24 protein-coding genes, 1 other RNA gene and 2 pseudogenes are annotated in these 24965 nt (G+C 52.9%); 9 read left to right on the forward strand and 18 right to left on the reverse strand.

Annotated features, from left to right (window positions below; translation table 11 throughout):
- Positions 1–5: 5 nt before the first annotated feature.
- Positions 6–272, reverse strand: a pseudogene (locus tag HV346_RS18290) (LysR family transcriptional regulator); the annotation flags it as partial.
- On the opposite strand from HV346_RS18290, the pseudogene HV346_RS18295 reads away from it, so the two are divergent.
- Both HV346_RS18295 and idi read left to right on the forward strand, forming a co-directional pair.
- Positions 240–575, forward strand: a pseudogene (locus HV346_RS18295) (DUF554 family protein); the annotation flags it as partial. The pseudogenes HV346_RS18290 and HV346_RS18295 sit on opposite strands and share 33 nt — an antisense overlap.
- Positions 576–645: 70 nt before the next feature.
- A complete protein-coding gene (gene idi, locus HV346_RS18300) occupies positions 646–1188 on the forward strand; it encodes an isopentenyl-diphosphate Delta-isomerase (RefSeq protein ID WP_181620664.1) in 543 nt (180 codons plus the stop codon).
- 49 nt (positions 1189–1237) lie between these two features.
- On the opposite strand, the gene lysS is transcribed toward idi, so the two are convergent.
- The 5 genes from lysS to xerD all read right to left on the reverse strand — a co-directional run bounded on the left by lysS (position 1238) and on the right by xerD (position 7331).
- Positions 1238–2755 (reverse strand): lysine--tRNA ligase, encoded by a 1518-nt coding sequence (gene lysS / locus HV346_RS18305; protein ID WP_181620665.1) that lies wholly within the window; start codon positions 2753–2755, stop codon positions 1238–1240.
- Positions 2756–2764: 9 nt separating this feature from the next.
- Positions 2765–3863, reverse strand: a protein-coding gene (prfB, locus tag HV346_RS18310) for a peptide chain release factor 2 (protein WP_181620666.1) whose coding sequence is annotated in 2 segments (ribosomal slippage) — positions 2765–3787 and positions 3789–3863 — 1098 coding nt in all. Because the reading frame shifts where the segments join, the coding sequence is not laid out codon by codon here.
- Positions 3864–3953: 90 nt separating this feature from the next.
- Positions 3954–5687, reverse strand: coding sequence for a single-stranded-DNA-specific exonuclease RecJ (gene recJ / locus HV346_RS18315; RefSeq protein ID WP_181620667.1), 1734 nt, complete (start codon positions 5685–5687; stop codon positions 3954–3956).
- A gap of 5 nt (positions 5688–5692) precedes the next feature.
- Positions 5693–6406 carry a bifunctional protein-disulfide isomerase/oxidoreductase DsbC gene (gene dsbC, locus HV346_RS18320; RefSeq protein WP_181620668.1) on the reverse strand — a complete coding sequence of 238 codons (714 nt, stop codon included), beginning with the start codon at positions 6404–6406 and terminating at the stop codon, positions 5693–5695.
- Positions 6407–6434: 28 nt separating this feature from the next.
- Positions 6435–7331: a site-specific tyrosine recombinase XerD gene (gene xerD / locus HV346_RS18325; RefSeq protein ID WP_181620669.1), complete on the reverse strand. Its 897-nt coding sequence runs from the start codon at positions 7329–7331 to the stop codon at positions 6435–6437.
- Positions 7332–7431: 100 nt separating this feature from the next.
- Here xerD and fldB point away from each other — a divergent pair, with 100 nt between their 5' ends.
- Positions 7432–7953: a flavodoxin FldB gene (gene fldB / locus HV346_RS18330; protein ID WP_181620670.1), complete on the forward strand. Its 522-nt coding sequence runs from the start codon at positions 7432–7434 to the stop codon at positions 7951–7953.
- A gap of 7 nt (positions 7954–7960) precedes the next feature.
- On the opposite strand, the gene HV346_RS18335 is transcribed toward fldB, so the two are convergent.
- Positions 7961–8371, reverse strand: coding sequence for a protein YgfX (locus tag HV346_RS18335; protein ID WP_181620671.1), 411 nt, complete (start codon positions 8369–8371; stop codon positions 7961–7963).
- A complete protein-coding gene (gene sdhE / locus HV346_RS18340) occupies positions 8352–8618 on the reverse strand; it encodes an FAD assembly factor SdhE (RefSeq protein WP_181620672.1) in 267 nt (88 codons plus the stop codon). The genes HV346_RS18335 and sdhE overlap by 20 nt, the downstream gene beginning before the upstream one ends.
- 305 nt (positions 8619–8923) lie before the next feature.
- Here sdhE and ygfZ point away from each other — a divergent pair, with 305 nt between their 5' ends.
- Positions 8924–9904, forward strand: a complete 981-nt coding sequence (gene ygfZ / locus HV346_RS18345; RefSeq protein WP_181620673.1) for a tRNA-modifying protein YgfZ — start codon at positions 8924–8926, stop codon at positions 9902–9904.
- Positions 9905–9967: 63 nt separating this feature from the next.
- On the opposite strand, the gene HV346_RS18350 is transcribed toward ygfZ, so the two are convergent.
- Positions 9968–10627: a hemolysin III family protein gene (locus HV346_RS18350; protein ID WP_181620674.1), complete on the reverse strand. Its 660-nt coding sequence runs from the start codon at positions 10625–10627 to the stop codon at positions 9968–9970.
- Positions 10628–10792: 165 nt separating this feature from the next.
- Positions 10793–11104, reverse strand: coding sequence for a N(4)-acetylcytidine aminohydrolase (gene yqfB / locus HV346_RS18355; protein ID WP_181620675.1), 312 nt, complete (start codon positions 11102–11104; stop codon positions 10793–10795).
- 52 nt (positions 11105–11156) lie between these two features.
- Between yqfB and HV346_RS18360 the strand changes: the two genes are divergently transcribed.
- Both HV346_RS18360 and bglA read left to right on the forward strand, forming a co-directional pair.
- Positions 11157–11888, forward strand: coding sequence for a MurR/RpiR family transcriptional regulator (locus HV346_RS18360; protein ID WP_181623827.1), 732 nt, complete (start codon positions 11157–11159; stop codon positions 11886–11888).
- 116 nt (positions 11889–12004) lie between these two features.
- The gene (gene bglA / locus HV346_RS18365; RefSeq protein WP_181620676.1) at positions 12005–13438 is read left to right on the forward strand and encodes a 6-phospho-beta-glucosidase BglA; all 1434 of its coding nucleotides are present in this window, start codon (positions 12005–12007) and stop codon (positions 13436–13438) included.
- A gap of 77 nt (positions 13439–13515) precedes the next feature.
- On the opposite strand, the gene HV346_RS18370 is transcribed toward bglA, so the two are convergent.
- The 8 genes from HV346_RS18370 to HV346_RS18405 all read right to left on the reverse strand — a co-directional run bounded on the left by HV346_RS18370 (position 13516) and on the right by HV346_RS18405 (position 23576).
- A complete protein-coding gene (locus HV346_RS18370; RefSeq protein WP_181620677.1) occupies positions 13516–14259 on the reverse strand; it encodes an SDR family oxidoreductase in 744 nt (247 codons plus the stop codon).
- A gap of 69 nt (positions 14260–14328) precedes the next feature.
- Positions 14329–17202, reverse strand: coding sequence for an aminomethyl-transferring glycine dehydrogenase (gene gcvP, locus HV346_RS18375; RefSeq protein WP_181620678.1), 2874 nt, complete (start codon positions 17200–17202; stop codon positions 14329–14331).
- A 123-nt stretch (positions 17203–17325) separates the two neighbouring features.
- Positions 17326–17715, reverse strand: coding sequence for a glycine cleavage system protein GcvH (gene gcvH / locus HV346_RS18380; protein WP_181620679.1), 390 nt, complete (start codon positions 17713–17715; stop codon positions 17326–17328).
- Between the two features lie 23 nt (positions 17716–17738).
- Positions 17739–18833, reverse strand: coding sequence for a glycine cleavage system aminomethyltransferase GcvT (gene gcvT / locus HV346_RS18385; RefSeq protein WP_181620680.1), 1095 nt, complete (start codon positions 18831–18833; stop codon positions 17739–17741).
- Positions 18834–19262: 429 nt separating this feature from the next.
- The gene (ubiI, locus tag HV346_RS18390) at positions 19263–20465 is read right to left on the reverse strand and encodes an FAD-dependent 2-octaprenylphenol hydroxylase (RefSeq protein ID WP_181620681.1); all 1203 of its coding nucleotides are present in this window, start codon (positions 20463–20465) and stop codon (positions 19263–19265) included.
- A 12-nt stretch (positions 20466–20477) separates the two neighbouring features.
- Positions 20478–21656: a 2-octaprenyl-6-methoxyphenyl hydroxylase gene (gene ubiH / locus HV346_RS18395; protein WP_181620682.1), complete on the reverse strand. Its 1179-nt coding sequence runs from the start codon at positions 21654–21656 to the stop codon at positions 20478–20480.
- Positions 21653–22966, reverse strand: coding sequence for a Xaa-Pro aminopeptidase (gene pepP, locus HV346_RS18400; RefSeq protein WP_181623828.1), 1314 nt, complete (start codon positions 22964–22966; stop codon positions 21653–21655). The genes ubiH and pepP overlap by 4 nt, the downstream gene beginning before the upstream one ends.
- Positions 22967–22997: 31 nt before the next feature.
- The gene (locus tag HV346_RS18405) at positions 22998–23576 is read right to left on the reverse strand and encodes a YecA family protein (protein ID WP_181620683.1); all 579 of its coding nucleotides are present in this window, start codon (positions 23574–23576) and stop codon (positions 22998–23000) included.
- Between the two features lie 168 nt (positions 23577–23744).
- On the opposite strand from HV346_RS18405, the gene zapA reads away from it, so the two are divergent.
- The 3 genes from zapA to HV346_RS18420 all read left to right on the forward strand — a co-directional run bounded on the left by zapA (position 23745) and on the right by HV346_RS18420 (position 24934).
- On the forward strand, positions 23745–24074 hold the full coding sequence (zapA, locus tag HV346_RS18410; protein WP_181620684.1) for a cell division protein ZapA: 330 nt from the start codon (positions 23745–23747) through the stop codon (positions 24072–24074).
- 41 nt (positions 24075–24115) lie between these two features.
- Positions 24116–24299: non-coding RNA, 6S RNA (gene ssrS, locus HV346_RS18415), on the forward strand.
- A gap of 35 nt (positions 24300–24334) precedes the next feature.
- The gene (locus tag HV346_RS18420; protein ID WP_181620685.1) at positions 24335–24934 is read left to right on the forward strand and encodes a 5-formyltetrahydrofolate cyclo-ligase; all 600 of its coding nucleotides are present in this window, start codon (positions 24335–24337) and stop codon (positions 24932–24934) included.
- The last annotated feature ends 31 nt before the right edge of the window (positions 24935–24965 follow it).

Raw genomic sequence — 24965 nt, forward strand, 5'->3', positions numbered from 1 at the left:
CAGTCTCAATCCTGATGCCCAATATTTGCCGAAAATGGATAGCCACGCGCAATAATCTCCATCATTTCGGGCATATACGGCATCGCGGGTAACGTCACCAACGCAGGATAAAATATCTGCGGCGAGGCCACATAGCAATGGCTGAGTTTATTGGCGACGCCCTTTGAAGACGGCAGCAGCGTCGCGGCCTGCAAACCGGATTCCAGTCAGTCCAGAATCACGCCCGGCTGGGTAATAAGCATGAGGGGATGACCGGCGCTCCCTCCATTCTCTACATCAAGACCGTACTGGAGCTGTTTACCACCGCCATCTTTGCCACCATGCCTGGTTTCTCGGTGATGACGATCAGCAGCCCGCTACTCGCCGTACAGATTGCTCTGACCACATTAGTCGTATTTATCCGGCATTTGATCACCCCAGATATGATGGCCGGTTTCTCCTGCGCAGGCGAGTTGATTATGATGGCGACCGGGCTTCAGATCTGTAACATCAAGGCCTTTCCGGTGGCGAACATGTTATCCGGCCTGATACTGGTCATGCCTTTTTCCGCTCTGTGGGCCAAACGCTTTGTTTAAGGGTGCGATATAATCCCGCCGCCGGAGAGCCTCAGAGCGGCCCGCCGGCGTTTTTGGCACTGGAGCAAGAATGAGCACTCAAGAACACGTTATTTTACTCAGCGCTCAGGGAGAGATTATCGGCATTCAGGAGAAATATGCCGCGCACACCGCACACACCCCGCTACATCTGGCCTTTTCGTCCTGGCTGTTTAACGCTGAAGGGAAATGTCTGATCACTCGCCGTGCGTTGAGTAAAAAAGCCTGGCCGGGCGTCTGGACGAACGCCGTCTGCGGACACCCGCAAACGGGCGAAACCCTTGAACAGGCGATTATTCGCCGCTGCCGCTTTGAAGTAGGTGCTGAAATTACCACTATCACCCCCGTTGCGCCGGAGTTCCGCTATCGGGAAACCGATCCTTCCGGGATCGTCGAAAACGAGATTTGCCCGGTCTTTGCCGCTCGCGTCACGAATGACATCATCGTAAATGTCGACGAAGTGATGGAATATCAGTGGGTTGATTTGGAATCGCTTTTCCGTTCGCTGGACGCCACGCCATGGGCCTTCAGCCCATGGATGGTCAAGGAGGCAACGACCGCACGCGAAAAACTCAGAAGCTTTTCAGCCCAATAAAAAAGCCCCGGCGATACACGCTCGGGGCTTTTTTTGAGGTCCTGAAAACTTATTTCACTGGACGCATCGCCGGGAACAGGATCACGTCACGGATGGTGTGGCTGTTCGTGAACAACATCACCATACGGTCAATACCAATACCCAGACCAGCCGTTGGTGGCAGGCCGTGTTCCAGCGCTGTCACGTAGTCTTCGTCGAAGAACATCGCTTCGTCATCGCCTGCTGCTTTCGCGTCAACCTGATCCTGGAAGCGCTGCGCCTGATCTTCTGCATCGTTCAGCTCGCTAAAGCCGTTGCCGATTTCTCGGCCACCGATGAAGAATTCAAAGCGGTCAGTGATTTCCGGGTTTTCGTCATTACGACGCGCCAGCGGAGACACTTCAGCCGGATATTCAGTGATGAAGGTTGGCTGAATCAGGTGCGCTTCCGCCACTTCTTCGAAGATCTCGGTCACGATACGGCCCAGACCCCAGCTCTTCTCAACTTTAATACCGATGCTGTCAGCGATTGCCTTCGCAGAATCGAAGTTATCCAGATCAGCCATGTTGGTTTCTGGACGGTATTTCTTGATCGCTTCACGCATGGTCAGCTTGACGAATGGCTTACCAAAGTCGAACACTTCTTCGCCGTAAGGCACTTCAGTTGTACCCAGAATGTTCTGTGCCAACGTGCGGAACAGTGATTCGGTCAGCTCGATCAGGTCTTTGTAATCTGCATACGCCATATAGAGTTCCATCATGGTGAACTCTGGGTTATGACGAACGGAAATGCCTTCGTTACGGAAGTTACGGTTGATTTCAAACACGCGTTCGAAGCCGCCAACCACCAGACGTTTCAGGTACAGTTCCGGCGCGATACGCAGGTACATGTCCAGATCCAGTGCGTTGTGATGGGTGATAAATGGGCGCGCGGACGCACCACCAGGGATCACCTGCATCATTGGAGTTTCCACTTCCATAAAGTCGCGGCCCACCATGAACTGGCGGATACCGGCCATGATCTGGGAACGAATTTTGAAGGTCTTGCGGGATTCATCATTAGAGATGAGATCCAGATAGCGCTGACGATAACGCGCTTCCTGATCCTGCAGTCCGTGGAATTTGTCCGGCAACGGACGCAGCGCTTTCGTCAGCAGGCGCAGTTCAGTGCAGTGGATAGACAATTCACCCGTCTTCGTTTTGAACAGTTTACCTTTCGCGCCCAGGATATCGCCCAGATCCCACTTCTTGAACTGTTCGTTATAGATACCTTCCGGCAGATCGTCACGGGAAACGTAAAGCTGAATACGGCCGCCAACGTCCTGCAGTGTAACGAACGATGCTTTCCCCATGATACGACGCGTCATCATACGGCCAGCAACGGACACTTCTACGTTCAGCGCTTCCAGCTCTTCGTTTTCTTTGCCGTCGAAGTCAGCATGCAGTTGGTCTGAGGTGTGGTCACGACGAAAATCGTTCGGGAACGGCACGCCCTGCTCGCGCAGTGCTGCCAGCTTCTCACGGCGGGTTTTCAGTTCGTTATTAAGATCGACTACCGCATCAGCGCCCTGTGCTTGTTGTTCAGACATGTTGGTTCCTCATAACCCTGCTTTCAAACTTGCTTCGATAAATTGATCCAGGCTGCCATCCAGCACCGCCTGCGTGTTACGGGTTTCAACACCGGTACGCAGATCTTTGATACGGGAGTCATCAAGGACATAAGAACGGATCTGGCTGCCCCAGCCGATGTCAGATTTGTTGTCTTCCATCACCTGCTTCTCAGCATTTTTCTTCTGCATTTCCAGCTCATAAAGCTTCGCTTTCATCTGCTTCATGGCCTGGTCTTTGTTCTTATGCTGGGAACGATCGTTCTGGCACTGTGTCACCAGACCGGTTGGAATGTGGGTAATACGCACCGCAGATTCCGTACGGTTAACGTGCTGACCACCCGCGCCAGAAGCACGGTATACGTCAATACGCAGATCGGCCGGGTTGATTTCGATATCAATATCGTCATCCACTTCCGGATAAACAAAGGCAGAACTAAAGGAGGTATGGCGACGGCCGCCTGAGTCAAACGGACTCTTACGCACCAGGCGATGGACGCCTGTTTCAGTACGTAACCAGCCATATGCATAGTCACCCATAATTTTGATGGTGACGGATTTAATCCCCGCGACTTCGCCTTCGGATTCTTCGATGATTTCAGTCTTAAAGCCGCGTGCTTCTGCCCAACGCAAGTACATACGCGTCAGCATACTTGCCCAGTCCTGAGCTTCTGTACCACCCGAACCGGCCTGAATATCAAGATAGCAATCGGCGCTATCGTACTCGCCGGAGAACATACGGCGGAATTCAAGCTGCGCCAGCTTCTCGTCAAGAACATCGAGTTCAGCGACAGCCTCATTGAAGGTTTCTTCGTCGTCGGCTTCAACAGCCAACTCCAGCAGACCGGAAACATCTTCCAGTCCCTGAGACATCTGATTGAGAGTGTCAACGATGGCTTCGAGAGAGGAACGCTCTTTACCCAGCGCCTGAGCGCGTTCAGGTTCGTTCCAGACGTCTGGCTGTTCCAGCTCAGCGTTTACTTCTTCGAGACGCTCTTTCTTGGCATCGTAGTCAAAGATACCCCCTAAGAACGTCGGAGCGCTCCGTGAGGTCCTGAATGCGGTTTTTTACCGGATTAATTTCAAACATGGTCTGTTTTCTTTTATTGACTTGTCAAAATGCGGTGATAAGAGCGGGATTGTACCGAATCCACGCTCTTTTTTATAGAGATTACTGACGCTAAATTGGCCAGATATTGTCGATGATGATTTGAAGACTACGGTTGCCGCGGAATTCGTTAATATCCAGTTTGTAGGCGAGTTCGACTTCCCGCACGCCGTTATCCGGCCAGATAGCGGTATCAACGTTGAACGCAATCCCGTCAAGCAACGGACCGCCGCCCACGGGTTCAACCATCACTTTCAGGTGGCGTTCTCCCACAATGCGCTGGTTGAGCAAACGAAAACGGCCGTCAAACAGTGGCTCCGGGAACATCTGTCCCCATGGGCCTGCATCACGCAGCATCTGTGCAACGTCCATGGTCATTTCCGCCGGCGATAGCGCACCGTCTGAAACCACCTCCCCCTGTAGCAGGGACGGGTCCAGCCATTCGGTGACAAGCGCGCCAAAGCGCTGCTGAAACTCACCAAACTTCGCCTCTTCAAGCGATAACCCCGCCGCCATGGCATGGCCACCAAACTTAATCATCATGCCGGGATAAAGCGTGTCGAGACGCTCCAGGGCATCACGCATGTGCAGCCCCTGAATCGAGCGACCAGAACCTTTCAGCGTGCCATCACCTGCTGGTGCAAATGCAATGACCGGACGATGAAAACGTTCTTTAATGCGGGAGGCCAGAATTCCCACCACGCCCTGATGCCACTCAGGATGGTACATAGCCAGCCCGCCCGGCAACTGCTCGCCGCTGCGCTCAAGCTTCTCGCACAGGATGAGCGCTTCAGCCTGCATCCCTTGCTCAATCTCTTTACGGGTTTGGTTCAGGGCATCAAGTTCGTTCGCCAGGACGCGGGCTTCACCGATGTTGTCACACAGCAGTAGCGCCACTCCCACGGACATATCGTCCAGACGCCCCGCCGCGTTCAAACGAGGACCAAGCGCAAACCCCAGATCACTGGCCGCAAGTTTAAGTGGATCGCGATTAGCGATTTCCAGCAATGCTTTGATACCCGGACGGCATTTTCCCGCCCGGATACGGCTCAAACCTTGCCACGTCAGAATACGGTTGTTGGCATCCAGCGGGACAACATCCGCCACTGTGCCCAACGCCACCAGATCGAGGTATTCAGCCAGGTTAGGTATCGCCATCCCACGCGCGTCGAACCATCCCTTTTCGCGCAATAACGTCCGTAACGCCAGCATCAGATAAAAGGCCACGCCAACCCCCGCAAGAGATTTCGACGGGAAGCCGCAGTCGCGCAGGTTCGGGTTAATGATCGCTTCCGCGTCGGGTAGCGTCTCGCCCGGTAAATGGTGATCGGTGACCAGCACCGGGATCCCCAACTGGTGTGCACGATCAACCCCCGCATGGGATGAAATCCCGTTATCTACGGTCATGATCATCTGCGCACCAAGAGCGTGCGCTTGCTCAACGACTTCCGGGCTAAGGCCGTAACCATCTTCAAAACGGTTGGGAACAAGGTAGGCAATATTGCTGCAACCAAGCGCTTGCAGGCTTAATACACTCAGGGCAGTGCTGGTTGCGCCGTCAGCATCAAAATCACCGACGACCACAATGCGCGTCCCTTTACAGAAGGCGTCGTAAAGCATTTCGGCGGCTTTCTCGACGCCATTGAGCTGCTGCCAGGGCAGCATACCTTTTACGCCACGTTCAAGATCGGCAAGACTTGATACGCCTCGGCTGGCATAAAGCCTGCGCAAAAGAGGTGACATATCCGCAGGCAAGTCTGCGTTTTCATTCACTTCACGACGGCGGAGTGGGATCGGGGCTTTCACGCGTCTTATTTACCGCCAAACTGTTTCTGGTGTGCATCAAGAAACTCTTTCATCTCTTTCGGCCCTTGATAGCCCGGTACAACATAACCGTTGTTCAGAACAATCGCTGGCGTACCGCTCACACCAAACTGCACACCCAGTGCATAGTGGTTGGCGATATCGATATCACAGGAGGCTGGCTGGATGGTTTTACCGTTCATCGCATCATCAAAGGCTTTGTTGCGATCTTTTGCACACCAGATGGCCTTCATGTCCTGCTCTGGCTGGCTCTGCACACCCGCGCGCGGGAACGCCAGATAGCGAACGGTAATCCCCAGTGCGTTGTAGTCTTTCATCTCTTCGTGCAGCTTGTGGCAGTAGCCACAGGTGATATCAGTAAAGACGGTAATCACATGCTTTTCCTGCGGCGCTTTATAGATGATCATCTCTTTTTCGAGCGCATTCAGGTTTTTCATCAACAACTGGTTGGTGACGTTAATCGGCTGTGCGCCACTCACGTCATACATCGGCCCCTGAATGATATGTTTGCCGTCTTCGGTTACATACAGCACACCGCTGTTCGTCAGCACAGTTTTCATCCCGGCAACCGGAGCAGGCTGGATTTCACTGCTGGTCACGCCGAGCTTCGTCAGTGACTGTTTGATCGCTGCGTCATCAGCATGGGCAACACCGGTAAACGAGGCTGTCAGCAGAGATAACAGCACAAAAGACTTTTTCATATTCAATCCTATTACAATTCATCGGCACTCACGCTCGTGGGTGGTGCTGTTGGTGTAGCTGCCGCAAACGTTCCGTCGCAACATGGGTGTAAATTTGCGTCGTAGAAAGATCGCTGTGTCCAAGCAACATCTGCACGACGCGTAAATCAGCCCCGTGGTTTAACAGATGTGTTGCAAAGGCATGGCGCAGAACGTGCGGCGAAAGTTTTTCACTGTCGATACCGGCCAGTGTGGCGTAATGTTTAATGCGATGCCAGAAGGTTTGTCGCGTCATCTGTTGCGCACGCTGACTGGGGAACAATACATCGATAGAGACGCCATTCAGTAGCCACGGCCGACCATGTTCCAGATACGTCTCCAGCCAGTACACCGCCTCTTCTCCCAGCGGGACAAGTCGTTCTTTATTCCCTTTACCTATCACGCGTACCACACCCTGGCGCAAGCTAATATCGCTCATCGTCAGCCCGACTAATTCGGAGACGCGTAAACCCGTAGCATACAATAGCTCAAGCATGGCTTTATCGCGTAACTCAAGCGGCAGGTCAACTGCGGGCGACTGTAATAATCTCTCAACCTGTGCTTCGCTCAGATCTTTCGGTAAACGTTGAGGGAGTTTGGGTGAGGCCAGTAGCGCACTGGGATCGTCCGCACGCATTTTTTCGCGGTAAAGATGCTGGAATAACCGCCGCATCGCACTCAACAGACGAGCAGAACTGGTGGCTTTGTAGCCACCTTCCATCCGTTCAGCCAGTAATGTCTGAAGGTCGTCATGCTGGGCGTTCTCCAGTGACAGCCCCCGGTGTGCCAGCCATTCCACCAGCATGGTGAGATCGCGTCGATAGGCACTGAGCGTATTTTCAGCCAGATTTTTCTCCAGCCAAAGCGCATCGAGAAACTGTTCGATAAATGCGAGATCCTTTTCCACATCAGCCCCCTGATTCGGCAATCCTTGCATTATGCCTGATTGCTACGGCTTTCTGGTACACTACGCGCAAAGTCAAAGCAAGAATTGAGATATTTACGCGATGAATATTGGTCTGTTTTATGGTTCCAGCACCTGCTACACCGAAATGGCAGCAGAGAAAATTCGCGACATCATTGGTCCGGAACTGGTGACGTTGCATAACCTGAAAGATGACGCGCTCACGCTTATGGAGCAGTACGATGTGCTGATTCTTGGTATCCCGACCTGGGATTTTGGTGAAATACAGGAAGACTGGGAAGCTCTCTGGGATCAACTGGACTCGCTCAACCTTGATGGCAAAATTATTGCGATGTACGGGATGGGTGACCAGCTAGGCTACGGCGAGTGGTTCCTTGATGCCCTCGGCATGTTGCACGATAAACTGGCCCCGAAAGACGTGACGTTTATCGGCTACTGGCCAACCGAAGGCTACGAATTTACCAGCAAAAAACCCATCATCGCTGATGGTCAGTTGTTTGTCGGACTCGCACTGGATGAAACCAACCAATACGATCTGAGTGACGAGCGGCTGCAAAACTGGTGTGAACAAATTCTCGGCGAGATGGCAGAAAAATTCAGCTAACGCGTGCTTACTCCTGCGTCGGTAATTGCAGCATCATCCGGCGAAGATCTCTCCACTCCTGCGCATCCATACTGTCTGCTGCCAGCCACAAGTGCTGGCGGCGACCGCCTCCCGCCTTACGCAACCGTAGCATCATGCCCGAATTGAGCATCCAGGGCGTGCCAATGAGTTCCCACTCTTTCCCCTGCCAGCGCAGACGGGAATCCACCAGCAGTTTGATTTCCCCCTGACGGGCATTGATACGGCGCTGACTGCGCACGCTGTCAAACACCACAAACGACAGCAGCAGTAACCACAAAGGCGTGTAGCTAAGCGGCCACGGCATCAGCAGTACAAATGCCGCGACCAGACCGTGGAGCAATAGAGACATCCACTGTGAGCGCCACGAGACGCGTAGATCAGATTGCCACAGGACCACGTTCCCGATTCCGTGTTTGAATTAATTGCACCATCCGTTGCAACTCGGTGTCGGCGGGCTTGCCGTGATTCATCAGCCAGTTGAACAAATCAGGATCGTCCGCTTCAAGCAGGCGTACAAACAGACGCTTATCGTCATCGCTTAAGCTGTCATATTCGTATTCGAAGAAAGGCATGATGGAAATATCAAGTTCACGCATGCCGCGACGGCACGCCCAGTGAATACGGGGCTTGTTGTTAATATCCATGTTCTGTTTCCTGCATTACATGTGGCACAGTTGGTATCCCTTTTTTTTGCACCTGAGGTGTTCTTAATTTCGGTCAGGGACATTAGCTAGTGTAACGTGTTTTTAGCTGTTTCTTTACTGGAATATTACGGACCCGAAGCATGCTTCCAGAAAAACCCATAAAAAGAAAGTGGATTACTCTATTTTGCGTAGCGCTACGCAAGAGGCAACGATGGCACAAATGGCCTGCTGAAAGCGCTTGCAATGGCGACAGTCTCTTTTACCATTAGGCATTATCAAAGCGTTAAGCAATTCAGGACATCACTATGGCTTTTACTCCATTTTCTCCTCGCCAGCCCGCCGCCTCTGCGCGACTGCCGCTGACGCTGATTACCCTTGATGACTGGGCACTGGCAACGCTCACTGGTGCTGACAGCGAAAAATACCTGCAAGGCCAGGTGACGGCGGATGTCAGCCAGATGACGGAACATCAACATCTGCTGGCGGCACATTGCGATCCAAAAGGCAAAATGTGGAGCAACCTGCGCCTGTTTCGCCGTCAGGATGGTTTTGCGTTTATTGAGCGTCGTAGTCTTCGTGACGCCCAACTGACGGAGCTGAAGAAATATGCGGTCTTTTCGAAAGTCACCATAGCCGCAGACGATGAGCATGTTTTGCTTGGTATAGCTGGCTTCCAGGCGCGTGCTGCGCTGAAAAATCTGTTCAGTGAATTACCGGATGCCGACAAACAGCTAATAAATGATGGCACAACCTCCATCCTGTGGTTTGAACACCCGGCGGAACGTTTCCTGCTGGTAACTGACGTTGCAACGGCAGAGCGTGTTACCGAAGCGCTGCGCGGTGAAGCCCAGTACAATAACAGCCAACAATGGCTGGCACTCAATATTGAGGCCGGTCTGCCAGTAATTGACGCTGCAAATAGCGCGCAATTTATTCCTCAGGCCACCAACCTTCAGGCGCTGGGGGGCATCAGCTTCAAAAAAGGCTGCTATACCGGCCAGGAGATGGTCGCCCGCGCGAAATTCCGTGGCGCGAACAAACGCGCGCTGTGGTATCTGGCGGGCCACGCAGGCAGAGTGCCAGTCGCTGGTGAAGATCTAGAGCTGAAAATGGGTGATAACTGGCGTCGTACCGGCACAGTATTAGCCGCGGTGCAGCTGGATGATGGCCGCCTGTTGGTACAAGCCGTGATGAATAATGATATGGAAGCAGACAGCGTTTTCCGCGTGCGCGACGATGCTCACACGTTAAGCATTGAGCCACTGCCGTATTCGCTCGAAGAGTGATGATTCAGTCCACCCTCTCCCACCGGGAGAGGGCTGGAATCAGGGCATCAGGTAGCTCTATCGCTACGCCTGCCCTACATACAGATAAATTGCCAGGAAGTGACACACGCTACCGCCCAGTACAAAACCGTGCCAGATCGCGTGGTTATAGGGAATGCGCTTACAGACGTAGAAAATCACGCCCAGCGAATAGACAACACCGCCTACCGCCAACAACGTCACGCCACCCGCCGCCAGTTTTATTGCCAGTTGATAAACCACAATCAGTGACAGCCAGCCCATCGTCAGATAGGTCACCAGCGACAGCACCTTAAACCGGTGCGCAATCGTCAGCTTAAACAGGATCCCCAGCAGCGCCAGGCTCCAGATAACAATCATCAGCCCGCGTGACAACGGCGAGTTCAGTCCCACCAGTAAAAACGGGGTATAAGTACCTGCAATTAAGAGATAGATGGCGCAGTGGTCAAACTTCTTGAGCCAGATCTTGGCACGCTGATGCGGAATAGCGTGATACAACGTCGACGCCAGAAAGAGCAAAATCATGCTCCCGCCATACAAACTGTAACTGGTGATCGCCATTACGCTGGCGTTTGTATCCGCCGCCTGCACCAGCAGCATCACCAAACCGACAATTCCAAATACCAGCCCAATGCCGTGGCTAATACTGTTGGCAATTTCCTCTGCCAGTGAATATCCCTGCGCGATTAATGGTTTACTAACCATGGGTAACTCCGGGGGAAAACAAAAGATGATTATTCATCGCCTTACTATGCTAACTGAGAATGATTCCAGTGAACACATGTTAGCTAAAATATAATTAAAAATTCATCTTTCTCTTATTAATCATCACATTGGATTGCATTTTCAACTAACAGCTGTGAGTTTAAGTCAAAGACATTTAAAATCAATCACATAAAACTGAGTCTGGTTTGGGTAGATTTCCGTGATCACCTGCTTGAGCGCGTCCAGAGACATATTCTCCTGCTGAGCATGCTTTTCCGTCAGTGTATCGAGCGTTATCGTCGACGTGCCAAGCACAGCAATCGAACAAAAGTACCCGTCATCTTCATAGCGTCCCACGCGCAAAACGTCCCCGGCTTTGAAATGTGATTCGCTCTCGTCGCGGATCGTGATGGTCTTACGTCCGGCCAGAATGTCGTCCTGAAAGCGCTGAAAAAAAGTGATGTCGTTCGGCTGCATGGTATTATTCCCTGAAGATAACGTCTGATGAGTGAGTTTAACCATTGTGAGTATGTTTTCCCATTCTGCCATTGCCAGCCTCAATAATCTGGAAATGATGGTCTACAACTATGTCATCAAAAACCGTGACAAAGTGACGTACATGACCATTCGTGAACTGGCGGATGCTGCGGGAGTATCGACCACCACTATCCTTCGCTTCTGCCGCAAACTCAACTGCGACGGCTATTCTGAATTTCGTGTACGCTTCAAGTTATATCTGGAGCAAAATGAGCCCCAGCAGGCCAACTTTGGTACGAGTGAAATTATCAGCTTTTTTAAAAGCGTAAATAACGACGAATTTGACGCCCTTTTGAATAATGCTGTCGATATTATCTTATCGTCAGAACGTATTATTTTTGTCGGTGCAGGCACATCAGGATCGCTTGCGAAATATGGTGCAAGGTTCTTTTCCAATATCGGTAAATTCAGTAATCACATTGACGATCCTTATTTCCCGGTCACTAACGACATGGCGAAAAATGCGCTGGCGATTGTACTTTCGGTGTCAGGTGAAACCGAAGAGATCTTGCGCTTTGCCAGCCAGTTCAGCCTTCATCACTGTAAAGTGCTGTCAATTACCAGCCACGAACACTCCCGCCTGGCAAAACTGGCCGATTTTAACCTCTCCTGGCATGTTCCACAGACACGCATTGGCGGCGTTTACGATATTACGACTCAGATCCCTGTCATCTATATTCTGGAATCGTTAGGTCGTAAGCTGGCGAAGAAATTAACAGAATAAAACATCTTGTTTTTTTGATGTGACAAATCACATTTTCCACGAATTGTTATATCGTGACATTTAATTTCGCTTTGCTAGACTCAAAACCAACAAGTAATAATTTGAGAATAGCCGAGATGAAAAAACTTACATTACCAAAAGACTTTTTATGGGGCGGAGCAGTGGCCGCTCACCAGGTTGAAGGTGGCTGGAACAAAGGCGGCAAAGGGCCGAGCATTTGTGATGTGTTAACCGGCGGCGCGCACGGTGTTCCTCGTGAAATCACGCAAGAGGTCATTGAAGGGAAATACTATCCTAACCACGAAGCGATCGATTTCCACGGCCACTACAAAGAGGACATTAAGCTGTTTGCTGAAATGGGCTTCAAGTGCTTCCGTACCTCTATCGCCTGGACCCGAATCTTCCCAAAAGGCGACGAAACTCAGCCAAATGAAGAAGGTTTAAAGTTCTACGATGACATGTTTGATGAACTGCTGAAATACAATATCGAGCCAGTCATCACTCTCTCTCACTTCGAAATGCCGTTGCACCTGGTTCAGGAATACGGCGGCTGGACCAACCGTAAAGTGGTGGATTTCTTTGTACGCTTCGCTGAGGTGGTTTTCGAGCGCTATAAGAGCAAGGTCAAATACTGGATGACCTTCAACGAAATCAACAACCAGCGTAACTGGCGCGCACCGCTGTTCGGTTACTGCTGTTCCGGCGTGGTCTATACCGAACACCAGAATCCTGAAGAGACGATGTACCAGGTGCTGCATCATCAGTTCGTGGCCAGCGCACTGGCGGTGAAAGCGGCGCGTCGCATCAATCCGGAGATGAAAGTCGGCTGCATGCTGGCGATGGTGGCGCTCTATCCCTTCTCCTGTAAACCAGAGGATGTGATGTTTGCTCAGGAATCCATGCGCGAACGTTATGTTTTCACCGATGTACAGTTGCGCGGCTACTACCCCTCTTACGTTCTGAACGAGTGGGAACGTCGTGGCTTTAGCATCAAAATGGAAGCCGGTGACGAACAGATCCTGCGCGAAGGTACGTGCGATTATTTAGGCTTCAGCTACTACATGACCAACGCAGTGAAAGCGGAAGGCGGTACTGGCGATGCTATCTCAGGCTTCGAAGGGAGCGTACCTAACCCGCACGTTAAAGCTTCCGACTGGGGCTGGCAGATTGACCCGGTAGGCCTGCGCTACGCGTTATGCGAACTGTACGAGCGCTATCAGAAGCCACTGTTTATCGTGGAAAACGGGTTTGGCGCCTACGATAAAGTGGAAGACGATGGCAGCATCAATGACGATTACCGCATTGACTACCTGCGCGCTCACGTGGAAGAGATGATAAAAGCCGTCACTTATGATGGTGTGGACCTGATGGGCTATACCCCATGGGGTTGCATCGATTGTGTCTCCTTCACGACCGGCCAGTACAGCAAACGCTACGGGTTTATCTACGTGAACAAGCATGACGATGGAACGGGCGATATGTCCCGCTCCCGTAAGAAAAGCTTCGAGTGGTATAAAGGTGTGATAGCCAGCAACGGCGAGACGCTTTAATTTTCTCCTCTCCCTAAAGGGACAAGAGAGGGAAGATCCCACCAGGCAGCCCTCTCTCCTTTAGGGAGAGGGGGCATTTATTTCCCGCCCGCCAACTCGATAAAGCTTCCCGTCACATACGATGCTTTCTCGCTCAGCAACCAAATGATCGCCTGCGCAACCTCTTCCGGCTGACCACCACGCTGCATCGGTAACGCTGATTTCACCCTGTCGACACGACCAGGCTCCCCACCAGATGCATGAATATCGGTATAAATTAGCCCCGGACGTACACCGTTGACACGGATCCCCTGCGCTGCAACTTCCAGCGCCAGTCCCGTCGTCAGCGAATCCACCGCACCTTTGGAGGCGGCATAATCCACATATTCGCCCGGCGCGCCCAGACGTGACGCTGCAGATGAAACATTCACAATCGCCCCCCCCTTGCCGCCATGTTTGAGCGACATACGCTTTACCGCTTCGCGGCAGCAGAGAAAATAGCCCGTCACATTGGTCGCCAGCACCCGGTTAATGCGCTCAGCGGATAAATGCTCAATGGTACTTTGCTCAAACAGGATACCGGCATTATTTACCAGCGCAGTAAGCGGCTCGCCTCGCTGATCGATAATGCGAAACATCGCCATGACCTGAACTTCATCGCTGATATCTGCCTGAACCGCAAACGCAGTGCCCCCTGCGTCAATGATTTGATTGATCACATCCGTCGCGGCCCTGATGTTATCGCGATAATTCACCGCTACCGTGTAGCCTTCGTTTGCCAGCTGCAGCGCTGTCGCTTTGCCAATCCCCCGGCTCGCGCCGGTCACTAGTGCCATTGCCATTCACGTTCTCCAGATGAAAAAAAACCGGGTGGCGCGAACGCCGACCCGGTTTACATTACCGCAAAACAATTACTGATATTCGCTCATCGGTACGCAGGAGCAGAACAGATTACGGTCGCCGTACACGTCATCAAGACGCTTTACCGTCGGCCAGTATTTGTTCGCGACACCTGCCGGGAAGACTGCCAGTTCGCGGGTGTAACCGTGAGTCCACTCCGCCACCAGCTCATTCTGGGTATGTGGTGCATTCACCAGCGGGTTGTCTTCAAGCGTCCACTCGCCGCCTTTCACGCGATCGATCTCACCGCGAATCGCAAGCATCGCCTCGATAAAGCGGTCCAGCTCAACTTTGCTTTCAGACTCAGTAGGCTCAACCATCAGCGTCCCTGCCACCGGGAATGACATGGTTGGCGCGTGGAAGCCGTAGTCGATCAAACGTTTAGCAATATCCAGCTCGCTGATACCGGTTTCTTCTTTCAGAGGGCGGATATCCAGGATGCACTCGTGCGCCACACGACCATCACGGCCCGTGTACAGCACCGGATAAGCATCTTTCAGGTGAGTCGCAATGTAGTTGGCATTCAGAATCGCCACCTGGCTTGCCTGTTTCAGACCTTCCGCGCCCATCATGCGGATGTACATCCAGCTGATTGGCAGAATGGATGCGCTACCGAATGGTGCCGCAGACACTGCGCCCTGACGGGTCAGCATGCCTTCGATCTGCACAACGCTGTGGCCTGGAACAAACGGAGCCAGGTGCGCTTTCACGCCGATTGGTCCCATACCTGGACCGCCACCGCCATGTGGAATACAGAAGGTTTTATGCAGGTTAAGGTGTGAAACATCAGCACCAATAAAGCCCGGAGAGGTAATGCCGACCTGGGCATTCATGTTCGCGCCATCAAGATAAACCTGGCCGCCGAACTGGTGAACCACTTCACACACTTCACGGATCGTTTCTTCATACACACCGTGGGTGGACGGGTAGGTCACCATAATACAGGAGAGCTTATCGCCCGCCTGCTCTGCTTTTGCACGCAGATCGACAAGATCGATGTTGCCATTTTTATCACAAGCCACGACCACCACTTCCATCCCCGCCATCTGTGCAGAAGCCGGGTTGGTTCCGTGTGCGGAGCTTGGGATCAGACAGATATCGCGGTGGCCTTCGTTGCGGCTTTCGTGGTAATGGCGAATCGCCAGCAGACCCGCGTATTCACCCTGCGCACCTGAGTTTGGCTGCATACACAGCGCGTCATAACCGGTCAGTTTCACCAGCCAGTCGGAAAGCTGGTTAATCATCAGATGATACCCTTCCGCCTGGTCTGCCGGGCAGAACGGGTGCAGTTCGGAGAACTCCGGCCAGGTGATAGGGATCATCTCGGCAGCGGCGTTCAACTTCATGGTGCAGGAGCCCAGCGGGATCATCGCCTGGTTAAGCGCCAGATCTTTGCGCTCCAGAGAGTGCATATAACGCATCATCTCGGTTTCGCTGTGATAGCGATTGAAAACCGGGTGCGCCAGAATCGCGTCATCACGCAGCATGTTTTCCTGGAGAGAACGGCTGTCATACGCCACGTCTTTATCCAGCGCATCAATGTCGAGGCCGTGCGCATCGCCCAGCAACACGTTGAACAGATTTACGATATCTTCGCGAGTGGTGGATTCGTCGAGCGTGATACCTACCGCATTCAGAATGTCACTACGCAGGTTGATTTTAGCCGCGTCGGCACGTGCCAGAACCGCAGCTTTGTCTGCCACTTCGACACACAGAGTGTCAAAGTAGTGAGCATGACGCAGCTTGAGACCTTTCTGCTGTAAACCACAGGCCAGAATATCGGCCAGACGGTGAATGCGGCTGGCAATACGTTTCAGGCCTGCCGGGCCATGGAAGACGGCGTACAGGCTGGCGATGTTCGCCAGCAGTACCTGCGAGGTACAGATATTGGAGTTCGCTTTCTCGCGGCGGATATGCTGCTCGCGAGTCTGCATCGCCATGCGTAGCGCGATGTTACCGGCAGCATCTTTCGATACACCAATAATGCGGCCAGGCATGGAGCGTTTGAATTCATCTTTCGCCGCGAAAAACGCCGCGTGAGGACCGCCGTAGCCCATCGGCACACCGAAGCGCTGTGCAGAGCCGAACACAATGTCCGCGCCCTGTTTGCCCGGCGCCGTCAGCAGGACCAGCGCCATAAAATCGGCCGCGACGCTGACGACCACTTTACGGGCTTTCAGCTCAGCAATCAGTGGGCTGTAATCATGTACTTCACCGGTCGTTCCCACCTGCTGCAACAGCACGCCGAAAACATCCTGGTGATCCAGCACTTTGTCAGCATCATCAACAATGACGTCAAAACCAAAGGTTTCGGCGCGGGTACGAACCACATCCAGCGTTTGCGGATGAACATCAGCCGCCACGAAGAAGCGGTTGGCATTTTTCAGTTTGCTTACGCGTTTCGCCATTGCCATGGCTTCAGCCGCAGCAGTCGCTTCATCCAAAAGGGAAGCTGAAGCGATATCCAGACCAGTAAGATCCAGCGTCACCTGCTGGAAGTTCAGCAGCGCCTCCAGGCGCCCCTGAGACACTTCAGGTTGATACGGCGTGTAGGCGGTATACCAGCCCGGATTTTCCAGCATATTACGCAGGATCACTGGCGGTAACTGCACGTTGGTGTAACCCATGCCAATGTAAGACTTATAACGCTTGTTGAGGCCGGCAATCGCCTTAAGCTCCGCCAGCGCGGCGAATTCAGTGGTGGCTTCACCTACCTGAGGCGGCGTGGCAAGCTGGATGTCTTTTGGCACGATCTGGCCGATCAGTGCAGTTAACGAATCCGCGCCAACCGTGTTCAGCATCTCCTGCTGTTGCTGAGCATCCGGCCCAATGTGACGTTCAATGAAAGCGCCACGGTTTTCAAGCTGGCTTAAAGTCTGTGTCATGAGCGATGGTTCCTGAAACGTGCAGTGAATTTAAGTTCCCTCTCCCTTGAGGGAGAGGGTTAGGGTGGGGGGAGATTGACATCCTCACCCTTGCCCTCTCCCACCGGAGAGGGGGATAAACAATTACTCGTCTTCTAACAGTGCTTCGTACGCGGTAGCATCCAGCAGTGCGACAACTTCCGCTTCATCGCTGGCTTTGATTTTAAAGATCCAGCCATCCGTATACGGATCGCTGTTCACCAGTTCAGGGGAGTCGCTCAGCGCGTCGTTCACCGCCACAATTTCACCGCCCACTGGCGCGTAGATATCAGATGCGGCTTTGACTGATTCTGCCACTGCACAATCATCACCTGCGCTCACGGTCGTGCCCACTTCCGGCAGGTCCACAAACACCATGTCGCCCAACAGCTCTTGCGCATGCTCGGTGATCCCAACAGTGTAAGTACCGTCTGCTTCTTTGCGCAGCCACTCATGTTCTTTGCTGTATTTCAGTTCTGCTGGCACATTGCTCATTGAAGTTCTCCTGATAAAAATGATTAGGCGACCGGCTTACCGGCGCGAACAAAAATCGGTTTGGTCACATGGACCGGCATTTCACGGTTGCGGATCTGCACCACCGCCGTTTCGCCGATGCCAGCCGGGACGCGAGCCAGCGCAATACTGTAGCCCAGCGTCGGTGAGAAGGTTCCGCTGGTGATAATGCCTTCACGGTGATTACCGTCCGCATCGGTGAAACGCACCGGCAATTCACCGCGCAGTACACCTTTTTCCTTCATCACCAGGCCAACCAGTTGTTCAGTACCTTTCGCGCGCTGCTGCTCCAGCGCATCACGGCCGATAAAGTCGCGCTCGGCAGGTTCCCACGCAATGGTCCAGCCCATATTGGCGGCCAGCGGAGAGATACTTTCATCCATCTCCTGACCGTACAGATTCATACCTGCTTCCAGACGCAGCGTATCACGCGCCCCCAGACCTGCAGGCTTCACTCCGGCTTCCACCAGCGCACGCCAGAAATCAGCCGCTTTCTCATTAGGCAACGCAATTTCATAACCGGCTTCACCGGTATATCCCGTTGTCGCAATAAACATGTCACCGGCCTGAACACCGAAGAACGGTTTCATGCCATCGATGACTTTACGCTGTTCATCACTCAGCAGAGACGCGGCTTTCGCCTGCGCGTTTGGTCCTTGTACAGCGATCAGGGACAAATCATCCCGCACGGTAATATCGACAGCGAAGGGTTCAGCGTGTTGGGAAATCCAGGAGAGGTCTTTTTCGCGGGTGGCGGAGTTTACAACAAGGCGGAAGAAATCTTCAGTGAAGTAGTAGACGATAAGGTCATCAATCACGCCGCCCGAGGCATTGAGCATCCCAGTGTAGAGCGCTTTGCCCGGAATCTTGAGCTTAGCGACATCATTCGCCAGCAAATAGCGCAAGAACTCCCTGGTGCGACTGCCGCGCAGATCGACAATGGTCATGTGCGACACGTCGAACATACCGGCATCAGTACGCACCGCATGGTGCTCATCAATTTGTGAGCCGTAATGCAGTGGCATCATCCAGCCATGGAAATCCACCATGCGTGCGCCGCATAACGTATGTTGTTCGTATAAAGGAGTCTGTTGAGCCATCTTTTCCTCGTTGAATAAGCAGGGCTGTCTTGCGTTTCAGTCGCGTAAAAAGCGCCATAAAACCCGACGTCGGCATCACGTATGGATGCCGACGCAAACGTTCTCTTTTACCTGAACTTACCACCGAAATTGGTGATTAACCATAAGCTAAAACGGGTCATCACATTAGCTTATGACTAAAAACGGCCAAAATCACAACAGAGTTATTAACTAGCTAAATGCAATAACAACAGCATAAAGCTAACATCAAATTCACAATATTTAGTTCAGGGTAATATTTAATAGGGAAAAGAAGGCTGATTTTCCATCATTTAAAAATCATAAGATTAGATAAACTAATGCGAAAAATGGCGTGAAATTAGAATATTTCAAATGAGTGAAATGTCCCGGCGCAGTGGCCGGGAGAGGAAAGTGTGACAGGGGTCTAACTTAGCGCAGCCAGTCCGGAAGATCGTTAAGACCCATCGCCTGACGTAAGAGTTGGGGTTTAACACCGGGAAGCGTATCAGCCAGTTTCAGTCCAATATCGCGCAACAGTTTTTTCGCAGGATTTGCTCCTGCAAACAGCTCACGGAATCCCTGCATACCAGCCAGCATCAACGCAGCACTGTGCTTACGGCTGCGTTCATAACGGCGCAGATACAGGTGCTGACCAATATCTTTGCCTTCGCGATGCAAACGGCGTAGCTCATCAACCAGTTCTGCCGCATCCATAAAACCAAGGTTAACCCCCTGCCCGGCCAGCGGATGAATGGTGTGCGCCGCATCCCCCACCAACGCCAGACGGTGCGCCGCAAACTGGCGTGCATATCTGCCGGTTAGAGGGAAAACCTGACGTTCACTTTCAAGTGAGCATAGCCCCAGACGATGATCAAACGCCACGCACAGCGTCTGGTTGAAGGCTTCAGATGTTGCCTCCTGCATCTGCTGTGCCTTCTCAGGGATCAGGGACCAGACAATAGAGCAAAGATGGGGATCGCTCAGCGGTAAAAACGCCAGGATGCCATCATTGTGGAAAATCTGGCGCGCAACGCCGCCATGCGGTTCTTCCGTACGGATTGTGGCAACCAGCGCATGATGGCGATAATCCCAGAACGTCAGCGGAATATCAGCCTTGTTGCGTAACCAGGAGTTTGCCCCGTCAGCCCCGACCACCAGCCGCGCAGTCAGCATTTCGCCGCTTTGCAGGGTGATAAAGGCCTCGTTTTCACCCCACGCAACCTGATTGATATGCGCCGGAGCCATCAGCGTAACATCGCTGCAGCCTTGCGCTTTTTCCCACAATGCATGGTGGATCACCGCATTTTCAATAATGTGCCCCAGATGGCTATAGCCCATGCTTTCATCATCAAAAGCAATGTGGCCAAAGCTGTCTTTGTCCCACACTTCCATGCCGTGATAACAGCTGGCACGGTGCGCCACAATGTCAGACCAGACACCGAGATGCGTCAGCAGCTTTTCACTGGCAGCATTAATAGCCGACACGCGTAGCTCTGGCGGTGCATCAGACGCCACAGGCTGCGGCTGTTTTTGCTCAAGCACGGCCACACGCAGACCACTCCCCTGTAACCCGCAGGCCAGTGCCAGTCCTACCATTCCGCCGCCAACAATAGCGACATCAACATTCAGCACGTAGTTAACTCCTTAACGAGCGACCCAACCAAGAGTCCTCTGCGCCAGCACATCACGTGCCGGAATGAATAATTCCATCGCCATCAATCCGAGATTGCGTCCGGCAACCAGCGGCGTCCAGCGATTGGCAAACAGATGCACCAGACCGTCCGTGACGCCAATGGTCATTTCTTTATCAGACCGGCGTCGTTGCTGGTAATGGCACAAGACAGCGTAAGCACCGTAGTCCTGTTGTGCTCCCCACGCCTGTGCGAGCGTTTCCGCCAGACTCATCACATCCCGCAACCCAAGGTTGAAACCCTGGCCCGCAATAGGATGCAGCGTCTGAGCAGCGTTTCCAACCAGCGCCACGCGATGGGAGACAGGCTGAGACGCCGTCGTCAGGGACAAGGGATAAACCGACCGTTTACCCGCATGCGTAATACGCCCTAGTCGCCAGCCAAACGCTTTTTGCAGCTCAGTGCAGAAACGATCGTCTGACCAGGCCAATACGTCGTCTGCATTCTCTTGCGGGTGACACCAGACCAGCGAGTAGCGTCCTTGCGACATAGGCAACATGGCCAGCGGGCCATGTTGCGTGAAGCGTTCAAACGCGCGGCCATGGTGCTCTCCCGCCGTTGTGACATTGGCAATAACAGCCACCTGCCCGTATGGCTGTTGTTGCCATTCAATGCCGCATTGCGCGCCAAGAGCAGAGCGAGAACCATCTGCCGCGACCAGAAGTTGCCCTTCCAGCGTTGTGCCATTTTCCAGCGTGACGCTAACAGCCCCTTCACTCCGACTAAAATGAGCCACTCGCTCAGGGCAATGTAACGTGACACCCGGTGCATCCTGTAACATGCGGAATAAGCGCAAACCCACGTCATGCAACTCAACCACCTGGCCTAACGCGTCAATACGATAATCCTGCGCATCCAGCGTCACAAACCCGGCATGACCGCGATCGCTGACATGCACCGTGTTAATGGCTGTTGCACAATCCGTAATCGCCTGCCAGATCCCAATACGCGCCAGTTGCTGACAGGTTCCTTGCGCCAGCGCAATCGCGCGGGCATCAAAACCGGGGTGATCCGTTGCCTGCGGTGCAACGGCCTCAACCAGATGAACCGGGAGTTGACCCTGTGTTAAATGGGAAATAGCCAAAGCCAGTGTGGCCCCGGTCATCCCACCACCGACGATGATCACGCTCATACGCGAGCCGCCGCCATCAGCGCCTCAATATCATCGGCGTTTTTCACCACACTGGCGGTCAGATTCTCATTTCCGGTTTCAGTAATTACAATATCGTCTTCAATACGAATGCCGATCCCGCGGTACTCTTCAGGCACATCAGCATCCGGCGCAATATAGAGGCCCGGCTCAACGGTTAACACCATACCCGGCTCCAGCACGCGTGAACGCTCAGGACCGTAACCACCCACATCATGCACATCCAGCCCCAACCAGTGGCTCAGTCCATGCATAAAGAACGCGCGATGCGCATTCGCAGCAATCAGCGCATCGACATCACCTTTCAGAATACCCAGCTTCACCAGCCCGGTAATCATGATACGGACCACTTCCCCGGTGACGTCCTGAATAGACGTCCCAGGTCGGTACAGGGTCAGCGCCGTTTCCAGCGATTCCAGAACAATGTCGTAAATTGCGCGCTGTGCTGGCGTGAACTTACCATTTACCGGGAACGTGCGAGTGATGTCCCCGGCATAGCCCTGATATTCGCAACCGGCGTCAATCAGCACCAGGTCGCCATTGCGCATTTCGCTTTCATTTTCGGTGTAATGCAAAATACAGCCGTTTTCACCGCTACCCACAATGGTATTGTAAGAAGGATAACGCGCGCCATGGCGGTTAAATTCATGATGGATTTCGCCTTCGAGCTGATACTCGAACAGACCAGGGCGACACTTTTCCATCGCCCGGGTATGAGCCAGCGCGCTGATCTCGCCAGCGCGACGCAACACACTCAGCTCTTCCTGAGATTTAAACAGGCGCATTTCATGCACCACAGGACGCCAGTCGGTCAGCGTGGCAGGCGCAGACAAATTCTGACGCGAGCCTTTACGCAGTTTATCCAGCGCGGTAAAAACAATCTCGTCAGCATAGGCATACTCGCCCTGCGCGTGGTAGAGCACATTGAGACCGTTGAGCAACTGATAGAGCTGCTGGTTGATTTCGCTGAAGGCCAGGGCGCGATCAACACCCAGCTTAGCGGGTGCGGCATCCTGGCCTAAGCGGCGACCAAACCAGATTTCGGCAGTCAGATCACGGACGCGATTGAAAAGTACACTGTGGTTATGGGTGTCATTGCTCTTGATCAGTACCAGCACGGCTTCCGGCTCGTTAAACCCGGTGAAATACCAAAAATCGCTGCTCTGACGGTAGGGGTATTCGCTGTCGGCACTGCGTGTCACTTCTGGCGCTGCAAAAATGAGAGCGGCGCTTCCCGGTTCCATTTTTGCCAGCAGCGCCTGGCGACGGCGGGAATACTCAAGCTGTGAAATAACCATGACACCCTCCTGTGCGTTATTTTTCTTAGTGTAAGGTTGGTTTGCGAACTTCTGGAGCCGTTGGCTGCGGACGCGTAAAGGTTTCATGGCACAGCAAGGAAGCCACGCGAACGTATTCGATAATCTCTTCGAGAGACATTTCCAGCTCTTCCTGGTCTTCTTCTTCGTCGTAACCGAGTTGCGCAATATTACGTAAATCGTCGATCGCCTCGCCCGCTTCACCGGTCACTTTATCGAGCTTAGGCTGTGTGACACCCAGTCCCAACAGATAGTGATTTACCCAGCCTGCCAGCGCATCAGCGCGATCGAACACGCTAACATCATCACCCTCAGGCAGATAAAGCTGAAAAAGGAAGCCATCATCTTCGAGAGAATCACTGGTGGCGGAGTGCATTTTTCGCAACGCTTCAGCCAGCTCGTGACCAAACGCCAAACCTTCGTTCGTCAGGTCGTGAACCAGCGGCTGCCATGAGCTGTCGCTGTTTCCGCCGCACAGCATGCCACTGATCAGACCGTGCATTTCAGCAGGGGTTAAACCCACGCCCTGCTGGTTCAGTAACTGGTTTAAATCGTTGTAACCAGGCATTTCGTTCTGTATAGACATGCGCATTCGTCATCGTTGGGAGGAATATTCATGATATGCTACCACTTTGGACCCTGGTGATACCAGAAAAGGGCTTGTATCTTCACATCAGGGTAGCTATAGTGTCGCCCCTTCGCCGCCCCCAGGGCGCTGAGCGAAGGTAGCGCAGTCAATCAGCAGGAAGGTGGCATGTCTGCACAACCCGTCGATCTCCAGATTTTTGGCCGTTCACTGCGAGTGAATTGTCCGCCTGAACAAAGGGATGCTTTGAATCAGGCTGCGGACGATTTGAATCAGCGGTTGCAAGATTTAAAAGAACGCACTAGAGTCACAAATACTGAGCAGCTGGTCTTCATCGCCGCGTTGAACATCAGCTATGAACTGACTCAGGAAAAGGCCAAGACCCGCGATTACGCGGCGAGTATGGAACAACGTATTAAAATGCTCCAGCAAACCATTGAACAAGCATTGCTTGATCAAGGTCGCATAACCGAAAGACCGGGGCAAAAGTTTGAATAACACTTCGCAGTTGACTATGGTAGAGTAACTGCGAAGGAAAAATTTCTCTGAGATGTTCGCAAGCGGGCCAGTCCCCTGAGCCGATATTTCATACCACAAGAATGTGGCGCTCCATGGTCGGTGAGCAAGCTCGGTTCGTCCGAGAAGCCTTAAGACTATGACGACATATTCACCTTGAACCAAGGGTTCAAGGGTTACAGCCTGCGGCGGCATCTCGGAGATTCCCTCCCTTCCTACCGACTACCTACCAGCTCATCATTATGACGCAACCTCCTGCCGTTTCGGCATTACGACAAGAAATCCGACAGCTTATCCGTAAACGTCGCCGTGCGTTATCGTCAGAACAACAAGCCCATTTTGCACAGCAAGCCGCCGCCCGAATGATGGCGTATCCACCTGTCGTAATGGCGCGCACCGTCGCTCTGTTTCTCTCCTTTGATGGTGAGCTGGATACGCAACCGCTGATCGAGCAACTCTGGCGTGCCGGGAAGAAAGTCTATCTGCCCGTCTTGCATCCGTTTAGTGAGGGTAATCTGCTGTTTCTGCATTACCACCCACGCAGTGAGCTGGTCGTGAATCGTCTGAAAATCACCGAGCCGAAACTCGACGTCCGCGATGTGCTGCCGCTGGCAAAACTCGATGTGCTGATCACGCCGCTTGTCGCGTTTGATGAACAAGGTCAGCGTTTGGGTATGGGCGGCGGTTTTTATGACAGAACACTGCAAAACTGGCAGCAATATGGGTTACACCCAGTAGGCTACGCACATGATTGCCAGGGTGTGGAAACGCTGCCAGTGGAAAAGTGGGATATTCCGCTGCCTGCGGTAGTGACACCGTCGAAAGTGTGGGAGTGGGCGTAAAAACAAAACGGTAACACCCGTTACCGTTTTT

This window comes from Enterobacter sp. RHBSTW-00994 (assembly GCF_013782625.1).
Classification (GTDB): Bacteria; Pseudomonadota; Gammaproteobacteria; order Enterobacterales; family Enterobacteriaceae; genus Enterobacter.

Bases quoted from the DNA above. Each gene is read 5' to 3' on its own strand.
- idi (WP_181620664.1), top strand. From the start codon at position 646: ATGAGCACTCAAGAACACGTTATTTTACTCAGCGCTCAGGGAGAGATT.
- lysS (WP_181620665.1), bottom strand. From the start codon at position 2,755: ATGTCTGAACAACAAGCACAGGGCGCTGATGCGGTAGTCGATCTTAAT.
- dsbC (WP_181620668.1), bottom strand. From the start codon at position 6,406: ATGAAAAAGTCTTTTGTGCTGTTATCTCTGCTGACAGCCTCGTTTACC.
- fldB (WP_181620670.1), top strand. From the start codon at position 7,432: ATGAATATTGGTCTGTTTTATGGTTCCAGCACCTGCTACACCGAAATG.
- sdhE (WP_181620672.1), bottom strand. From the start codon at position 8,618: ATGGATATTAACAACAAGCCCCGTATTCACTGGGCGTGCCGTCGCGGC.
- ygfZ (WP_181620673.1), top strand. From the start codon at position 8,924: ATGGCTTTTACTCCATTTTCTCCTCGCCAGCCCGCCGCCTCTGCGCGA.
- HV346_RS18350 (WP_181620674.1), bottom strand. From the start codon at position 10,627: ATGGTTAGTAAACCATTAATCGCGCAGGGATATTCACTGGCAGAGGAA.
- yqfB (WP_181620675.1), bottom strand. From the start codon at position 11,104: ATGCAGCCGAACGACATCACTTTTTTTCAGCGCTTTCAGGACGACATT.
- HV346_RS18360 (WP_181623827.1), top strand. From the start codon at position 11,157: ATGTTTTCCCATTCTGCCATTGCCAGCCTCAATAATCTGGAAATGATG.
- bglA (WP_181620676.1), top strand. From the start codon at position 12,005: ATGAAAAAACTTACATTACCAAAAGACTTTTTATGGGGCGGAGCAGTG.
- HV346_RS18370 (WP_181620677.1), bottom strand. From the start codon at position 14,259: ATGGCAATGGCACTAGTGACCGGCGCGAGCCGGGGGATTGGCAAAGCG.
- gcvP (WP_181620678.1), bottom strand. From the start codon at position 17,202: ATGACACAGACTTTAAGCCAGCTTGAAAACCGTGGCGCTTTCATTGAA.
- gcvH (WP_181620679.1), bottom strand. From the start codon at position 17,715: ATGAGCAATGTGCCAGCAGAACTGAAATACAGCAAAGAACATGAGTGG.
- gcvT (WP_181620680.1), bottom strand. From the start codon at position 18,833: ATGGCTCAACAGACTCCTTTATACGAACAACATACGTTATGCGGCGCA.
- ubiH (WP_181620682.1), bottom strand. From the start codon at position 21,656: ATGAGCGTGATCATCGTCGGTGGTGGGATGACCGGGGCCACACTGGCT.
- HV346_RS18405 (WP_181620683.1), bottom strand. From the start codon at position 23,576: ATGTCTATACAGAACGAAATGCCTGGTTACAACGATTTAAACCAGTTA.
- zapA (WP_181620684.1), top strand. From the start codon at position 23,745: ATGTCTGCACAACCCGTCGATCTCCAGATTTTTGGCCGTTCACTGCGA.
- HV346_RS18420 (WP_181620685.1), top strand. From the start codon at position 24,335: ATGACGCAACCTCCTGCCGTTTCGGCATTACGACAAGAAATCCGACAG.